At 31.7% G+C, this 16,983-nt stretch carries 14 protein-coding genes; 10 read left to right on the top strand and 4 right to left on the bottom strand.

The window, feature by feature from the left end; genetic code table 11:
• Positions 1-3: 3 nt before the first annotated feature.
• The 3 genes from HRU50_RS14020 to HRU50_RS14010 all read left to right on the top strand — a co-directional run bounded on the left by HRU50_RS14020 (position 4) and on the right by HRU50_RS14010 (position 3,245).
• Entirely contained in the window at positions 4-1,566 is a 1,563-nt protein-coding gene (locus HRU50_RS14020; protein ID WP_296351731.1) for a response regulator, read from the top strand.
• Positions 1,567-1,650: 84 nt separating this feature from the next.
• On the top strand, positions 1,651-2,898 hold the full coding sequence (locus HRU50_RS14015; RefSeq protein WP_296351730.1) for an FAD-dependent oxidoreductase: 1,248 nt from the start codon (positions 1,651-1,653) through the stop codon (positions 2,896-2,898).
• A gap of 5 nt (positions 2,899-2,903) precedes the next feature.
• The gene (locus HRU50_RS14010) at positions 2,904-3,245 is read left to right on the top strand and encodes a n-acetylglutamate synthase (RefSeq protein ID WP_296351729.1); all 342 of its coding nucleotides are present in this window, start codon (positions 2,904-2,906) and stop codon (positions 3,243-3,245) included.
• A gap of 179 nt (positions 3,246-3,424) precedes the next feature.
• Here HRU50_RS14010 and HRU50_RS14005 read toward each other — a convergent pair whose 3' ends face one another.
• Entirely contained in the window at positions 3,425-7,825 is a 4,401-nt protein-coding gene (locus tag HRU50_RS14005; RefSeq protein WP_296351728.1) for a CheR family methyltransferase, read from the bottom strand.
• A 956-nt stretch (positions 7,826-8,781) separates the two neighbouring features.
• Between HRU50_RS14005 and HRU50_RS14000 the strand changes: the two genes are divergently transcribed.
• Positions 8,782-9,363, top strand: coding sequence for a Crp/Fnr family transcriptional regulator (locus tag HRU50_RS14000; RefSeq protein ID WP_296351727.1), 582 nt, complete (start codon positions 8,782-8,784; stop codon positions 9,361-9,363).
• A gap of 3 nt (positions 9,364-9,366) precedes the next feature.
• Here the strand turns inward: HRU50_RS14000 and HRU50_RS13995 are convergent, their stop codons facing one another.
• From HRU50_RS13995 to HRU50_RS13985, 3 genes are all read right to left on the bottom strand, one after another.
• Positions 9,367-10,299, bottom strand: coding sequence for an NAD(P)-dependent alcohol dehydrogenase (locus HRU50_RS13995; RefSeq protein WP_296351726.1), 933 nt, complete (start codon positions 10,297-10,299; stop codon positions 9,367-9,369).
• Between the two features lie 560 nt (positions 10,300-10,859).
• Positions 10,860-11,423 (bottom strand): hypothetical protein, encoded by a 564-nt coding sequence (locus HRU50_RS13990; RefSeq protein WP_296351725.1) that lies wholly within the window; start codon positions 11,421-11,423, stop codon positions 10,860-10,862.
• 287 nt (positions 11,424-11,710) lie between these two features.
• Complete coding sequence (locus tag HRU50_RS13985) at positions 11,711-12,802, bottom strand: serine hydrolase (RefSeq protein WP_296351724.1); 1,092 nt, start codon at positions 12,800-12,802, stop codon at positions 11,711-11,713.
• 228 nt (positions 12,803-13,030) lie between these two features.
• Between HRU50_RS13985 and HRU50_RS13980 the strand changes: the two genes are divergently transcribed.
• From HRU50_RS13980 to HRU50_RS13955, 6 genes are all read left to right on the top strand, one after another.
• Positions 13,031-13,981 (top strand): histidine kinase, encoded by a 951-nt coding sequence (locus tag HRU50_RS13980; protein WP_296351723.1) that lies wholly within the window; start codon positions 13,031-13,033, stop codon positions 13,979-13,981.
• A complete protein-coding gene (locus HRU50_RS13975) occupies positions 13,978-14,676 on the top strand; it encodes a LytTR family DNA-binding domain-containing protein (RefSeq protein ID WP_296351722.1) in 699 nt (232 codons plus the stop codon). Before HRU50_RS13980 ends, HRU50_RS13975 begins: the two co-directional genes overlap by 4 nt.
• Positions 14,677-14,910: 234 nt before the next feature.
• Positions 14,911-15,147, top strand: a complete 237-nt coding sequence (locus tag HRU50_RS13970) for a hypothetical protein (RefSeq protein ID WP_296351721.1) — start codon at positions 14,911-14,913, stop codon at positions 15,145-15,147.
• A gap of 9 nt (positions 15,148-15,156) precedes the next feature.
• Positions 15,157-15,750 (top strand): alpha/beta hydrolase, encoded by a 594-nt coding sequence (locus tag HRU50_RS13965; protein ID WP_366927381.1) that lies wholly within the window; start codon positions 15,157-15,159, stop codon positions 15,748-15,750.
• Entirely contained in the window at positions 15,740-16,234 is a 495-nt protein-coding gene (locus tag HRU50_RS13960; protein WP_296351720.1) for a sigma-70 family RNA polymerase sigma factor, read from the top strand. The genes HRU50_RS13965 and HRU50_RS13960 overlap by 11 nt, the downstream gene beginning before the upstream one ends.
• A complete protein-coding gene (locus HRU50_RS13955; RefSeq protein ID WP_296351719.1) occupies positions 16,227-16,832 on the top strand; it encodes a hypothetical protein in 606 nt (201 codons plus the stop codon). The genes HRU50_RS13960 and HRU50_RS13955 overlap by 8 nt, the downstream gene beginning before the upstream one ends.
• Positions 16,833-16,983: the final 151 nt, after the last annotated feature.

Genomic DNA, 16,983 nt, shown 5'->3' with positions numbered 1-16,983 from the left:
CCTATGAAACCTACAACAGAAAAAGTAAAAATACTACTGGTCGATGATAAACCAGAAAATCTATTTTCTCTTGAAGCTATTTTAGAAGGAAATGACCGAGAAATTATCTCAGCTAGTTCTGGAAATGAAGCATTAAAATTGGCCATAAAACATGAATTTGCACTCATTTTAACTGATGTGCAAATGCCAGGAATGGATGGTTTTGAAATGGTAGAAATTTTAAGATCAAATCCAAAAAACAAAAATATTCCTATAATTTTTGTTACAGCAATAAGCAAAGAAGAAAAGTACGTCTACAAAGGCTACAACGAAGGAGCGGTTGATTACCTATTTAAACCTTTAGATGCAAATATTGTTCAAGCAAAAACTGAGGTCTTTATAACTTTACATAAACAAAAGCAGCAGTTAGAATTGCAAAAACAAAAACTGCAACAAGTTAATGTGCAAAAGAATAAGTACCTTGGTATGGCAGCTCATGACCTCAGAAATCCATTAGGTGTAATGCAGTATTTCAGCAGTATTTTACTAGAAGAAGCGAAGGAAATGCTAACGCCAGAGTTTTACCAACATATTGAAGTTATTCATTCATCATCAAATTTTATGATAAATATGGTGAATGAACTATTAGATATCTCTAAAATTGAATCTGGTACATTTACTTTAAATAAGCAGGCTGCAAGTGCAATAAGTTTAGTTAAGGAAGCTGTGAGCGTTAATAGAATATTTGCTCATAAGAAAAAGATTGAAATTACAGCAGATGTATCTAATGATATACCTAGTATGATGCTTGATTACCCAAAACTTACTCAAGTATTAAACAATTTAATTGGTAATGCAATAAAATATTCCGCTCCAAAATCAAAAATCACTGTATTCGCAAGTTCTAATGATGACAATCTAACTATTAAGGTCATTGATGAAGGTCAAGGCATACCAAAAAGTGACATTAAAAAACTTTTTCAACCATTCCAGACAACTTCAATTAAAGCTACTGCAGGCGAAAAAAGTACTGGATTGGGATTAACAATTGCTTCTAAAATGGTAGAAGCCCATAATGGAAGTATAAAAGTGGATAGTGAGCTTGGTAATGGTAGTACGTTCACGGTATCAATACCAATAATTAGAGTCGAACAAGAAGAACGACAAACAACACCATTTGGTGCCAAAGAAGATCATACTGACGGTTATAGAGAATTACTTATTTGTGAAGATGATTTAATGATACAAATGCTCATGAAACATGTATTGCAAGTATTTGATGTTAAAGTTCATTTTGCAATGAATGGTAAAGAAGGTCTAGATATATTAAAAACAAATTCTAAAATCGATTTGGTTTTTACTGATCTTAATATGCCAGTAATGAGTGGAAATGAATTAATTAACCAAATCAAAAAACAAGACCTTAATGTTGATGTGGTAGTACTTACTGGTAAAATAACAGAGGATATTGTTAATGCAAGTAACAACTCAGATTCATTACGTTATCTAGAAAAGCCAATTAACCGTTCTGATTTACAGCATATTTTAGAATCCAAGGGGAAAAATAAAAAGATGTTAGCCAGCTAATTCATATGTCTCTGTATAAATTATTTCTTGATAATTTAATTTTTGGATTTTATACGAAGACTCGGATACTTTATCTTTGTCTTTATGAAAAAGACAGATTATAACATACATATTATTGGTGCTGGTGTTAGTGGTTTGATTGCTGCACAAGTTTTAGAAAATCACGGATTTCATCCTCATATTATTGAAACAACAGATCGTGTAGGTGGTCGTGTAAAATCTGATATTTATAACGGATACGTCTTAGATCATGGATTTCAAGTATTACTTGGAGCGTATCCTGCAGCCCAAAAGTATTTAGATTATTCAAAATTAGACTTGCAACAACTACAACCTGGTGCAAAAATCTACAGAAACGGTAAAGATCAAGTTATTGGAGATCCGATACGACATATTTCCTTTCTTTTTCCTACGCTCTTATCATCTGTTGGTTCTTTGTCAGATAAATTGAAGATTTTTAAGTTAAACCAGTATTTAAAAAACAAGTCTATTGATGAGATTTTCAAGTCCGAAGAGGTTGCAACATTAGCATACTTGAAAGATCTTGGCTTTTCTGATAATATTATTACTAATTTCTTTAAACCCTTTTTTACAGGTATTTTTTTAGAAACAGAACTCATCACCTCTAGTCGAATGTTTGAGTTTGTTTATAAAATGTTTGGTGAAGGTTTAGCGGTTATTCCAAAAGAAGGAATACAAGCTATTTCTAAACAGCTACAAAATAATTTAAAACGAACTACCTTTCAATTTAACACCAAAGTTAAAGAAGTTTTAGAGGGTGAAATTATTCTAGAGGATGGAACAAAACTTAATAGTAATGCTACTATTATAGCTACTGAAGCCAGTACTTTAATTAAAGGCTCGAACACCATTAATTTGAAGTGGAAATCTTGCGATACGTTATATTTTGAAACGTCTTCTAAAAGTTATAGCCAACCATTAATTGGTCTTATTTCAGACCAAGAATCATTAATTAATAACATTTTCTACCATACCTCAATTGCAAATAAGAATGAAGCGAATCAGGAATTGTTATCAGTTACAGTTGTTAAAAATCATAAGCTATCTGAAGATGAATTAATAACAAAAGTAAGTTCTGATTTATCTGTGTTCTGTAATATTAAAGAGGTGAAATTCTTAAAGCGTTATAAGATTAAAAAAGCACTGCCTGATATAAGTGATTTAAGATATGATTCTCCAAAGACCAAAGTAAGTTCTACCATATTTATAGCAGGTGATCAACTCCTAAATGGTTCTCTAAATGCAGCAATGTTGTCAGGTGAAAAAGCTGCAATTGCAGTTATAGATACAATCAAAAAAAGTAGCCTATAGTTTATATGAAGTTCAACTACAATAACAAAAAGTTTAGAGCCGTCTTAAATTCAGATAATGGCGATGTTTCTATGGACATGGTTTTTCACTATCACCAAACTGGTAATATATTGACGTGCCAATACTTTGGTGGTAAAATAAAATTAGGTCAACTCATAGGACTTGTGGATGAAGCAGGCACAATTGATATGCACTATCATCAGATAACTCATAACAACGAAATTATGACAGGGGTTTGTACATCTACCCCACAGTTGCTTAACAATGGAAAAATTAGACTCATAGAACATTGGCAATGGACCTCAGGAGATAAATCTATAGGACAATCTGTACTTGAAGAAGTATAAATTTTAGTGAGTTAAGTTTAATTAGTATTCAAAACTATTTTACTGATTCGATCTTCTTTGCTCTAGTAATTAAGGTAGCATCTCTTATTTAAGGTATATTCTTTAATTATTTTAATTTACCAATAGCTCTATCTAAAGTTTTCTGTGATAAAGCGCATTCAAATTAAGTATATTTTAGCCTAATTCTTACCAGTATTTATTGGTAGTAATATGCTAAAGGTAGTTCCAACATCAGGTGTACTCTTAACGGATATACTTCCTTTCATAGACTCAACTTGATTTTTCGTAATAAATAGTCCCAATCCCTTTGAATCCTTGTTGTTGTGAAAGGTTTTATAAAGACCAAACAGTCTGCTTCCGTGCATATCTAGATCGATGCCTAAACCGTTATCTTCGAACCGGAGGCACATATGGTTTTCTTGTTCTAAACAATAAATCTTTAAGAATGACTCACGATCCGTAGCTTTGAATTTAATTGCATTAGTAATCATATTAAAAATAATACTCTCAATGTATGCTGGCACTGTGCTTACTATTGTGTTGGTCGTTTTGATATGTTTGCTAATCTCAACTTGGGAGTCGATAGCAAGTTGTGATAAGGACCCCATACAATTGTCTATAATCTCCTCTATATTTACCGACTCATATTTAGTGTCTATTTCGCGAGAAATATCCAAGATTTCATTTAAATGTGTTAAAGTTTCATTCAGGTTATGTACTGAAGTTTGAAACATGCCTATATATTCATTCTCTAGGATTTGCGATTCCTCCATTTCAAGAACATCAAAAATACCGAGCATATTTGAAGTATGCGAGCGTAAATTATGCGAAACAATGTGAGCAAAATTTAAAAGTCGCTCATTCTGTTCCTTTTGAACCTCTATCATTTCTTCTTTTAGCTTAATATCCTTTTTGATATCAGTAATATCACTTGCTACAGCATAAATCTTTTGTTCTGCTAAGTATGAAAAACACTTCCATGAAAGCCATTTGTAGCTTCCATCTTTACAAAGATATCTGTTCTCAAAATCGTAAACATGGAGTCCATCTTGCAAATTTTCCGCTTCAGCAGAAGTTTCAATTTTGTCTTCAGGATGAACAAATTCCATGTAAGGCTTAGCTTTCAGTTCATCTATACTCCATCCAAGAGTTTTGCTCCAAACAGGATTTAGGACTTTGAAATAACCATCATGTCCTGCAATACAAAGCATATCTTGAGAATAATCAAATATTCTGTCAGAATTTAATAATTTTTCCTGGGTTTCGAGTTTATCAGTGATGTCTTGGATGGTACCCGATAATAAAATTACTTCTCCATTCTCATCTTTTTCTATTTGACACCACTCTTCAAGAGTGATTTCATTATTATCTTTATCAGTAAATTTGAAAAGTGTATTTTTATTGTTTTCCTGCAAAATACATTCTTCCCTATTTTTCTTTAACTTTTTCTTTACATCTTTTGTAAATAAATTATTAAAATCTTCATAGGTATAGTTGTTTCTTGAAGAATCCATCCCAAGAATATTTAAGAGTTCCTCAGAGTAACTGAAGGTTTTATTTTTTAAGTCATATCCCCAACTCCCAGTTTTTGCAAGTTTTTGAGCATTTTTTAAGCGCTTTTCATTTAGTCTTAGCTGTTTTAAACGAGTAATTTCGATACCAGAGCATTGAATCTCTGTTGGGTTACCTTGATCGTCTGTTAAACAAACAAAATCCCAAAGGGTAGTTCGTATCTCCCCATTCTTGCCGGGTTTATCTAATTCAACTTGAACAGGAGTATTTGGGTTTTCTAGACATTTCACAACTGTTATTTGAGTCTTCTCGTGATGGTGAGGACAAATAGAATCGAGCCCAGAGGTATTAGCAATACCATTTGGATACACCCAACCGTAATCTCTTTCAAAGATTTCATTCCAGTATGTATGTAGCCCTTCAAGATCAGTTCTAAGAACATAGAAAGTCTGAGTACTTAGCAAGCCCTGAAGTTTTATATTTGCCGCGTTCCTTTCAATTTCCGCTTTTTTAATTTCACTTATATCAAGTTGACTCACGGAAATCCTTTTAGCTGAACCATTAGCTTCTTTAATTGGTGTGAAATTATTTAATAACCATATTTGATCGGTTTTCTTGGTTGGAACTTCTAGTTCAAAACTTAAAGACACAGATCTCTGATCAAACAAATTCTTAAAAGCATCCAAGTAATAATTTACTATACTGGTAGGCAAATAATCTATGATTGACTTATTCCTTTCAAGTACAATGCCACTAATATTTGCATAAAGTTGCTCAGCCTTTTTATTAAAATCAAGAATTTGATAGGTATTATCAATAAGTAGGAAGGCTTGAAGATTATTATTGAGAAGTGCCCTAGAGTTTGCTTCGCTATCCTTAAGCCTGCTATCCTTTTGCGCAAGCTCATCATGAATATCCTTTAACTCTGAATATGCGATTTGGATTTCTTCGTTGGTACTTTGAAGCTCCTCATTGGTCGTTTCGAGTTCTTCGTTGGTACTTTGCAACTCTTCATTTGTACTTTGCAACTCTTCGTTCAATGATTGCAACTCTTCATTACTGGTTTCCATCTCTTCAATATAGGTTTGAAGATGCTGCTTAGTTGTAGAAAGCTCAATTTCAAGCTCTTGTATTCTATGATCAATAATTTGCTGATCATTGTCTGTCGAGCCTCTTGAAATATACTCCTCTATGTCGAGCTTTTCAAAAATTACAATGAAAAGATCTTGTGAATTTTCAACGGAAATTAGAGGTTTGGCTATTATTCTGACATAGTACTCATTGCCGTACAGGTCAAACTTTTTAATTTCACTCCGTTGTGCATGGTTATCCTTCAAAACTTTAATCAACAATCCTCTAAGCTCAATTTGTATCTCAGGGTTTACCATTTTTATAAGGTTTACCTGAATACTTCCTTCATTAAGAGTTAAAAATAATCGCACATCCCCATATACCTCTTGTATATCAAATTCATTATTAATAATGACGTAAGGATGCTCAAATGAGCTATAAATCGTATTTTTAATCCGATCACTAACATTATTATCTTTTTTCACATATGGTGTATTGATAAGATTTGGTTCTGTCCTGTTTTTCATCGGAATAAATGATGAAAACTTAGGTACATTTAGTCTTTTGCTAGTCTTGCGTATAAAGATTTTATTTTTTTGGTCAATGGTTCCGAAAAGATTGGTAAATTGGCCTATAGTTTCTGATCTACCGAGGAAAAGAATCGCATCATTTCGCAATGCATAATGAAAAATAGGAAGTACCTGTTGTTGCAGTTTAGCATTAAAATAAATAAGCAGGTTACGACATGAAATGAGATCTAATCTTAAAAAAGGCGGGTTTTTAATGAGATCGTGAACAGAAAAAAGAATCCTACTTCGTATTTCTTTATTAAGCTCAAAGAAATTCCCCTTTCGACTAAAATATTTGTCACGTATCTCATCTGGCATTCCTTCTACATTTTTCGCAGAGTATATTCCTTTGCGAGCAAAAGAAATCGCTTTTGCATCTACATCTGTTGCAAATATTTGAAGTTGATATTTTGGATTAGTTTTTTCTAAAATCTCATTAACTAATATTGCGATTGAATATGCCTCTTCTCCTGTAGAACATCCAGGTACCCATATACGAATGGCTTCATTCTTTGGCTTTTTAGAAAGTATTTTCACAAGAGATTCGTTTAATGCAGAGAACGATTTGCTATCTCGAAAGAAGTGAGTTACGCCAATTAACATCATGTTAAACAAGATATCGATCTCTTGTGTGTTCCCTTTTAAAATATTTACATAATCATCTATGTCTTCAATTTTAAGCATTTGCATGCGCTTGTCTAATCTCCTTTCTAATGTTGCTTTTTTGTAATTGGTGAAATCAATACCTGTATGGTTTCCAACTAAAAACAAAACCCTTTCGAAGTGTGTCTTTTCTTTTAATTCGTTAACTTGGGCAATTCGATTGGATGATTCTTGTTTATTAAGAAAAAGTGATATTTCATCACCCATGTCTTCAGGAGTAAGAATTAAATCTACATCTCCTAATTGAATTGCAGCATTAGGCATTCCGTCATACTTACTGCTTTTAGGAGCCTGCGCAATTTTTAAGATATTTTTACCATTGAGACTTGCTAAACCTTTGGCTCCATCGCTACCAGTGCCTGAAAGTATTACAGCTACTACCAATTCCTTTTTTAAATTAACCATTGACTGAAAAAGTATGTCAACACTTGGTTTGGGTCCAATTAATGCCGTTGGCTTCTTTAATGAAATCTTCCCATTAATGAGTTGAATTTCTTTGTCAGGTGCTGTAATGTAGATAGTTCTTTTAGCAATGGTTGTACCATGATTTGCTTCATCCACCTTCATACTGGTATACTTACTAAGCAGTTCTACCAACAAACTTTTATGAGTGGGACTAAGATGTTGCGCAATGATTATAGCACTATTTGGCAATTGAGGTAAGTTAGATAGGAAACTCTGTAATGCTTCTAAACCTCCAGCAGATGCCCCGATAGCAATTATATTTAGAGAATCTTCTTTGTTAAGAGGCTTTTTTTTACTCATAGATGATTAATTACAAAAGTTAAAAGATACATTTTTTTCACCAAAAATAGCCGCTAACAAATAATATTTTAAAGTTATATCTGAAAAGTCTGAGTGCTGGGTTATAAATGATTAAAAACTCTTTGGTTAATTTAATTTAGCTCACCTTGTATAAAAATGCCTCTTTATTTTAGTTTATAGTTATAACTAGAGCAACTCGCTGTGCGGATTGGATCAAACTAAGAAACTAGAACAATAACCAAAGTTTTAATGGAACTTGTCCTTTTTTAACATAAAAATATCCCCCAATTTGTTTGAGAAATTTCATGTACAAAAAAAGTCAAATACTTTCGTACTTGGCTTGTTGTAGCGGGAACTGGACTCGAACCAGTGACCTTCGTATTATGAGCTCGAATATTAGACTTGCCCCAACCTATTTATTAGGGTTTCCAGCTATTTATTTTCTAAAATCGTATGCACTTTCGTATGCAAATCGTATGCAGTTTACTGTTGCAGTTAAACAATAATTTATTATCAAAGATAATACTTTATTAAAATTAAAATGTTAAGTAAAATCCTTTCAACTTAGCATCAATATATTCGGATACTTTAATTCAAAGAATCGAAAATTAAATTTTTAAAACTCACATAATTGTGCTTTATAATACTTTGTTTAAGAGCATTACGAACGCAATAGATGTTTTATGCAGCGTAAAAACGAATACCTCAATAAAATACAGATTTAGCAAAATCCCCTATTTATCATAAAAAATATAAATGAAGACCTATATAGACGTTTGTAGTAATAGAATATCATTTATTAAAGAAACCGTAACTAAAACTCAGACTGTTGACTCTACAACTAACATCAGGTAAAGCGAATCACGTCTAAAGGCTTTTATTCTTTATATTTGTGAATTAAAAAACTCACTCACCTTACCTATCTAGCCATAATATGCAATTATTAAAAAACATTGATGCACGAAAAAATCATTAATTACTTTTCCAAAATATCGCCTCTTTCGACTGCGGAATCTGAAGCGCTTATGACTAGCATGCAAACTCAAGTGTTAAAAAAAGGAGAGTACTTATTAAAAGAAGGACAGATTTCGGTAAACACTTATTTTGTTCTTGAAGGATGTATACGAGAATACATTTTATCTGATGGTGAAGAAAAGACTACGAATTTCTTTTCTGAGAATCAGTGGGCAATCTCTCTAAATAATTCATCTTATAAAAATTCTGCAAACCACAATTGGATTTGCCTTGAAGATACAATTGTTGTTGTTGGCAACGAAGAAAAAGCCCAACAACTTTTCAAAAACTTCCCTAAGTTCGAAACAATTTCTCGAGTGATTATGGAAATGGCTTTTGCAGAACAAAAAGAGGCCTTAGCTTCCTATTATACAGACTCACCTAAAGAACGCTATCTAAAGCTATTAAAAACAAGACCGGAACTAGTGCAAAGAGTTGCCCAATATCATATAGCGAGTTATATCGGTGTAAAGCCAGAATCTTTAAGTCGTATTAGAAAGCGCATTGCTTCATCCTCTCATTAATGGTCAGACAGTAATTACAACATTTCCTCTTTTATGTCCATTCTCTACATAAGCATGAGCTTCAGACAATTTTTCTAAAGGATAAATCCTATCTATTACAGATCTAATCCTTTCTTGTTCAGCCAAAGATTTTAAATTCATAAAAGCGTCTTTGGGAGTTAATGGAATTCCGTGATCAATCGAAATATATTTACCTTTTGGCAAAAGGGCTTTCTTACTTTTCTCTTTAAGAGTTGACGACTTAGAGTTACCAACAGCATCTAAAACATAATTGTAGGTCTCTAATTTTAGTTCTGCGCCTTCTTTGGTATAATCAATAACAAAATCACTCCCCAATGACTTCACTAACTCAAAATTCTTTTCACTACAAACGCTCGTTACAACAGCTCCCGCATTCTTTGCCAATTGTATTGCCATAGTACCAATACTCCCAGAAGCGCCGTAGATTAAAACTTTATCTCCTTTTTTTATTGCAGTTTTACCCAATAAGTGTGACGCTAATAAGCCACCATATGGAATAGCTACTGCTTCATTGTGACTAATATTTTTTGGCTTAAGGGCAATGTGCCAATCTTCAGGCAAGCATATATATTCTGCATATGAACCAAAATGTCGTTTTGTTGATGACACAGAACCGTAAGCAAAAACTTCATCGCCAATATTAAAAGAAGACACATTTTTCCCCTTATTTTCTATCACACCAGAAGATACCATTCCTAAAATAGGTTTTCTTGGTTTTCCAAAACCAAAAATACATTGAAGGATAAACTTTGGAATAGGTTTTTCGTTCATTCTTCGAATAAGTACATCACTTGTCGTAACACTGGTAGCACAAATCTTAATAAGTACTTCATTGTCTTTTGGTGATGGCTTTTCAACTTCAGCTAAAACTAAGTTTTCTGGACCTCCGTATTTTAAACATTCAATTGCTTTCATAATATTTACTTCTTTATGTCAGCAAAATTGTCCATTAACCAATCTAATATCATTGACTTGAGTTAAGAAATGTGAGATAGAAGATCACTAGAGTACGTCCTAGGAAAAAACGAAAATAAGGTGCATAGTGCAAATTCTTCGGGATATGAGATATACACAGACCATTAGCACGCTTTCGTAACAGGTGTCATAGTTATGATCAAAGCTAAATTGTTAAAATTAATCAAAATGCTATTTTCCTGTCATTTAAAGGTAAGTAAATAAAAAACTTTATTAAAAAAAGGCCAAGCTATTTCAATCTTATAAACAAGTTAAGCAAAATATATTAAAGGCGATATGTAAAGAGATATTAAGCTTCCATTTCGAAACAAAACCAAACCCTCTATCAATAAGGGTTTGGTTTTCTGTTAACAAAATTTTTAAAAATAAATTATTATTGGGTATGTAGTTTTAACATATCATGATGCACAGTTATACCATACTATCCCCAAATGAGCGGAAAACCGGAAAGCACAGCGCCTAATAAGTACATAAGCATTTTTAGTTTTTATTATAGTCATCTAAATTGCTTCAAACACTAAAGCCTCTCTATATTCACCTAAAAACTCCGCACCTTCTCTATGAAAAACCATTCTATTCTCCGATAATTCAGCAAGTGTATAATACCGTATTGATATCCCTTGAGCTGAACCTTGACTATTAACAAATCCTCTTGAGAATCTCATATAAATTGTTTCTCCTTGACTTGCGTCCATATAAACCAATTCACCATCAAAAATCTCTTCATCTGCGATAAAAACACCATCATTATTTTGTCCAAAACATTTACTTTCACCTAATGTAACAGCAAAAGACAGGTCTTCATTATTAAAGGTATAAATATCATCTTCTAAACAGTCAATATCAATTTCTAAGTGATAGTTTGGATCATAAAATTCATTAATAACTTCAGTAATTCTCCATGATTTTTCCGAATCACCGTGAATTAGGGACATATCATCTTCTGCAAAAACTGGGATTCTTTCCTTACCTGAAAATTCAGAATCATCTGAACTACAATTTGAAAACATTAATAGAGCAAGACATGCAAGTAATACTGTGATTTTTTGATTGATTTTTTTCATTTTTTATTATTGATTATTGTTGATTTAATTGTTTACATAAGATGCAATTGGCAGAGAATTGTTACAGGCTGAATTGATCTTTTTTTATTCTTTTTAAAAGTATTCATCTCAACCTGAATTAAGTGCATGACTTAGTGATAGTTAACACATAAAAATGGATAAAATAAAGTTCTACGATGATTAAAAATTCATAAACCATTTAATGAATATTATCCCTTAACTAATGCGTCCATCACAAAAAGAAATGCTCTAAATAGAGCATTTCTTATACCTAAATAAATTTGTAATTATAAATTTTCTGAATGCCATTGTGCCCAAGTCCTCATACTTTTAAATAAGACATTTCTACCAGAAGATCCGTTAGTAAGTACAATGAACCCTGATTTAGAATCAAAATCTAACATAAAACCTGCTTGCCAACCTTCATTAGAACCGCCATGTCCAGACAATGTAAAATCACCAAAACGATTCATAACCATATAACCCATGCCGTAATCACCATTAGACAATTCTGTTGGAGTTCTTAACGATAAGATACTTTCTTGAGATAATACTGCATTATCAGAAAATGAAGCGTTTGCAAATAAAATCAAATCCTCTAATGTAGTATGCAATCCTGCTGCTGCCTGTGCATTAAATAAGCGTATTGGAATTTCACTACCAGTCTCATCATATGCTTTTGCTGACGTCTTTAAAACACGCTTATTAATATTGAAACTGGTATGTTTCATTTTTAATGGTTGAAAAATAGTTTTCTTCATAAAGTTAGCAAATGTTTGATCTGTAATTTCTTCAATTACCAATTGTAAGATCGTATATCCACCACCCGAATATTGCCATTTAGAATTCGGCTCTATAATTAATTCTACTGCTTCATCTAAATTTGTTTGTCCCGACAATGATTCCTTTGTTGACGTTAGTTTTTCTTTTGATTCATAACCATTATAGCCATGCACAGATAAACCTGCTGTGTGCTGCAATAAATGTCTTATTGTAATTTCATTAGGATTGTAATCGCTTTTAGGTAAATTCCATGATTTAACATAACTAGTAAATGGTTCATCTAACTTCACCCTTCCTTGCTCAACTAATTTCATAATTCCCCAAGCCGTAAACATTTTTGAAATAGAGCCAATATTAAAGCCAGTTTTTGCATTTACTTTTAATCCTTCTTTTTTATCAGCAAATCCATATCCTTTTTTTATAATTGTTTTGCCTTCTTTAATAATAGCAATAGCCATACCGGGAACATTATGCCTTTTTAAAGCACTTGCAGTTTCTTCATCTAATGTATTTAATAATTCATTTTTTGTAGTGGTCTGAGCATTTGACATGATTGATACAAATGCGATAATAATAATTTTAATTAGTATTTTCATTTTTAAAAGTTTTAAATTCGAGGCAAACGTAAAACTGATTGTTTTCCTTTTCTAAACTCTTTGATGAAATAGCTCATACAAATGACACATATCTTGTATCAATATGCCAAGTACCTTTATCACCAGTTTCAATGCGTTTACATCTTAATAAGTGATGTTGGTGTAATAAAAAATGTTAGCGTGATTTCACTACATAGTTTTGTTTAAGAATAATAAAAACTAGAAATCATGACACAAAAAAAACTATTTAGATTATCAGCAATCTCATCTGGAATCATTATCCTTTTAATGATCATTTTCAGGAATGTCGAAAATGAAATTTTCACCTTTCTTTCTTTGTCCTTAGGAGGCATCATCTTTTACTCAATACTATATTACCTTTTTCAAAAGGAAAAAATCAGATTTGGAACATCTAGTACAACCTTAAAATACATCTTCTTTGGTGTTAGTATTCCGTTGCTTTTATACAGTGTCGAATTGACGAGAGATTCAGACGAATTTTTAAAAGAAATAGTAAGAGTTATTTTAGCTATAGAAATCTTTTATTTAGTGTTCTACTGGATTTTTCAATACAGAAAAAGTATTCAAAAATTAAAAAGTGATAAGCTGGAGGCAGAATTGATACTTCTAAAAAACCAGATTAACCCACATTTCTTCTTCAATACTTTAAACAACCTGTATTCATTAATTAAGAAAGATGCTGATGCGGCGCAAGACTATGTATTAAAACTTTCTGATTTAATGCGTTTCACTATATATGACAGTAGTAAAGAGCATATAAAACTTTCTGAAGAAATAGACTATTTAATTAATTTCATTGACTTGCAAACGGCTAGATATCACAAAGACATTGATATTAACTTTGAGAAAAACATTCAGGATTTAAATAGAACCATAGCTCCACTATTATTTATTAATTTAGTAGAAAACGCGTTTAAACATGGTGTAGAAAAAGCAACTGAAAATGCATTTGTATTTATTGATATTAAGCAAGACAATCAAAGTATATGCTTTACAATTAAAAACAATTATGAAGTTGAAGACGTGACTAATAATAATGGTATAGGATTAATCAACCTAAAAGAACGTTTAAACTTGCTTTATCCAAACTCTTATCAATTGAGAGAAACGATTGAAAACAATGTATATACAGCAACCTTAGAAATCTATAACAAATGATTAAATATATAATTGTAGACGACGAAACAGCCTCTCACGACGTCATTAAAGATTACGCAACCAATTTATCATTTCTATCATACCAAAAAAGCTGCTATAATGCATTTGAAGCCATTACATATTTGAGTAAGAATTCCGTGGATCTAATTTTTCTAGACATAAACATGCCAAAACTTTCTGGCTTAGATTTCTTAAAATCACTGACCAAGCAACCTAAGGTAATAATTACAAGTGCATATAAAGATTACGCACTAGAAGGATATGAATTGAACATTGAGGATTACTTATTAAAACCTTTTAGTTTCACTCGTTTCGTAAAAGCTGTTAATAAAATTGAAGTATCGAGCACTACCAAAATTAAGTCGAAAGAAGCACTTGAAAGCTCAACTGAATCAAAAATTTTTGTAAAAGAAGATAAAAAATACCACCACATCAAACTGAACGACATTTTGTTTGTAGAAGCCTATGGCAATTATGTAAAACTATATTTAGTTGACAAAATCATAATTTCACATCAGACTTTAATTTCTCTTAAACAACAACTCCCTGAAGACCAATTTATAAGAGTGCATAAATCATTTATGGTTTCTATAGATAAAATAGAACTTATTGAAGGAAATAGAATTGTTATTAGTAATCATAAAATTCCTATTGGTAAAATGTATAAATTAAATGTTACTAAACTTACAGAATAGGTCTCAGATAATTGATCCATACACATGAGAAGGATTAACTTAAAAAAGTCTGTCTTTATTATATTTTGTCACCATCATATATAATTAAAGCTCCTGTCAAAAGTCACAACAACACATCGCTCGGTTATAGACTTTATGACTGAACAGTTAAACTATCAGTTGAAAAATAATATTAGTCAAGTGAAACAACTTCCTAAAAAATGTATCAAAGGGTAAACATAAAATTAAAAAAGAATGAAAACTCGATTGCTCTTAGCATTTTTAATACTCGGTTTAAGTATTACGTGGGCACAAACCAAAGAAATCAAAGTAGAAGTCATTGGCAATGGTGAACCCATTTTGTTTCTTCCAGGATTTACAACACCAGGATCAGTGTGGAAAGAAACATTAGAACAACTTAAACTTAACAATGAAGCACACTTAATTTCTTATGCAGGGTTTAATGGTATACCTGCTATTGAAACTCCTTAGTATCCAAAAATAAAAGAAGCTTTAATCTCCTATATTAAGAAAAAAGATTTTGATGTTTTAACCATTATTGGTCATAGTATGGGAGGAAACTTAGCTGTAGAAATAGCTGCCGAATACCCTAACATAGTTAAAAAACTTGTAATAGTTGATGCACTTGCATGTATGAGAGAAGTAATGATGCCTGGTGTTCCAGAAGAAAGCATTACATACAAAAGTGGATATAATAACCAAATGTTAAACATGGAAGACGACCAGTTTAAGGCCATGGTGACCAATGTAGCGATAGGTATGACTGATGATAAGGACAAACAAAAGGAAATTGTGCAATGGATTTTAGAAGCCGATAGAAAAACTTATGTTTACGGTTATACAGATTTATTAAAATTAGATCTTCGACCAAAACTTTCAAAAATTAAAGCAAAGTCCTTAGTTTTAGTTGCCCCTAGTTATGGACCTATGGCTTTAGAGACAATGGAAAATCAATATAAAAAACTTAATAATAAGACGGTGAAACTCGCACCAAAAGGAAAGCACTTTATAATGTTTGATAACCAAGATTGGTTTTGTGATATCCTAAACTCATTTTTAATAAATGAAAACTAAAAAAACAGATCTTTTTGATTCACTTCATAAAGAATATGCCACTATGGTGCTTCATATGTGTCTAGGATTTATGAGTGGTGATAGAGAAAAGGCTAATGATTTAGTTCAGGAAGTTTTTATTAAAATATGGACAAGCCTAAATTCATTTAAAGGCTTATCCTCCTATAAAACTTGGATTTATCGGATTACAGTTAATACGTGTTTACAGTTAATAAGAAAAGAGAAAAACCTGGTTACATTTCCAATTAATGAATATTCTAATCCTGTTGCTGAAGATTCTTTGAAAGATAAAGAAGATGACGCAGCACAACTATACCATGCCATAGGACAATTAAAAGAAGCTGACCGACTGATTATAATGATGGTTTTAGAGGGGCAATCTAATGAAGATATCGCTGAAGTCTTAGGAATTGAGCATACAACAATACGCGTAAAAATTCATCGAATAAAAAAACGTCTAAATAAAATATTGAGCAATGAATAATAGTTTTACTTCAATAGAAGACAAATGGAAAAAGAGCAAAAAAAGCATTCAATATTCTGATATGAATATGACATCTATCTATGAAAAAATTGGTCGCATAAATAGTGACAATATCAAGTTTTACTACGGCACACTTATGATTCTTACACTAACTTTAGTGGTTATTACAGGTTTCTTTAAATTTGTGGCACCAGTAAAAGATGTCGCAAGTATAATTGGAGCTGGTCTAATGATTCTTGGCTTATGTTTTCGGATTCTTACAGAATTAAAAAGTATTTCTAAAATAAAAAAGGTACAAATCCATGAAAATACAATGCAAACCATTGAAAAAGTCATTCGTTTTCATGAGCACAGAAAAATCATACACACCATTATCATGCCCATTATATTGCTGCTATACACAATTGGCTTCTATATGATCACTCCAGAGTTCTTAAAGTACTTAGCTGTTGAACTGGTGATTCTCTTTGATGCAATTTATCTTATTATGATTATCGTTTTATACATACAGTTTAGAAAAGGAATTAAAAAGGAAATGCAAAATATTGAACTTACTTTTAATTTAAAACATAGTGTTTTAAATAACGTAAACACTTAAAAAACATATTACTACATCTCATAAAACCAATAAAAAAGAAGCTATTTATAAACCACAATTAAAGTTTCTTAAATAAAAGACCGATGAGCAATAAAGTCTATGGTAAATAGCTTTATTTTTGTGAAACTTTAATAGACTTAAGAAAGGGATT

It is taken from the genome of Winogradskyella sp., assembly GCF_013213835.1.
In the GTDB taxonomy this organism is placed as follows: Bacteria; Bacteroidota; Bacteroidia; order Flavobacteriales; family Flavobacteriaceae; genus Winogradskyella.
Note: the sequence above shows the minus strand (reverse complement) of the source record. Positions and strands in the feature narration are given on the sequence as shown.

What these genes read in the sequence shown, in the direction of transcription:
- HRU50_RS14020 (WP_296351731.1), top strand. Translation starts at nt 4, where the DNA reads ATGAAACCTACAACAGAAAAAGTAAAAATACTACTGGTCGATGATAAA.
- HRU50_RS14015 (WP_296351730.1), top strand. Translation starts at nt 1,651, where the DNA reads ATGAAAAAGACAGATTATAACATACATATTATTGGTGCTGGTGTTAGT.
- HRU50_RS14010 (WP_296351729.1), top strand. Translation starts at nt 2,904, where the DNA reads ATGAAGTTCAACTACAATAACAAAAAGTTTAGAGCCGTCTTAAATTCA.
- HRU50_RS14005 (WP_296351728.1), bottom strand. Translation starts at nt 7,825, where the DNA reads ATGAGTAAAAAAAAGCCTCTTAACAAAGAAGATTCTCTAAATATAATT.
- HRU50_RS14000 (WP_296351727.1), top strand. Translation starts at nt 8,782, where the DNA reads ATGCACGAAAAAATCATTAATTACTTTTCCAAAATATCGCCTCTTTCG.
- HRU50_RS13995 (WP_296351726.1), bottom strand. Translation starts at nt 10,299, where the DNA reads ATGAAAGCAATTGAATGTTTAAAATACGGAGGTCCAGAAAACTTAGTT.
- HRU50_RS13990 (WP_296351725.1), bottom strand. Translation starts at nt 11,423, where the DNA reads ATGAAAAAAATCAATCAAAAAATCACAGTATTACTTGCATGTCTTGCT.
- HRU50_RS13985 (WP_296351724.1), bottom strand. Translation starts at nt 12,802, where the DNA reads ATGAAAATACTAATTAAAATTATTATTATCGCATTTGTATCAATCATG.
- HRU50_RS13980 (WP_296351723.1), top strand. Translation starts at nt 13,031, where the DNA reads ATGACACAAAAAAAACTATTTAGATTATCAGCAATCTCATCTGGAATC.
- HRU50_RS13975 (WP_296351722.1), top strand. Translation starts at nt 13,978, where the DNA reads ATGATTAAATATATAATTGTAGACGACGAAACAGCCTCTCACGACGTC.
- HRU50_RS13970 (WP_296351721.1), top strand. Translation starts at nt 14,911, where the DNA reads ATGAAAACTCGATTGCTCTTAGCATTTTTAATACTCGGTTTAAGTATT.
- HRU50_RS13960 (WP_296351720.1), top strand. Translation starts at nt 15,740, where the DNA reads ATGAAAACTAAAAAAACAGATCTTTTTGATTCACTTCATAAAGAATAT.
- HRU50_RS13955 (WP_296351719.1), top strand. Translation starts at nt 16,227, where the DNA reads ATGAATAATAGTTTTACTTCAATAGAAGACAAATGGAAAAAGAGCAAA.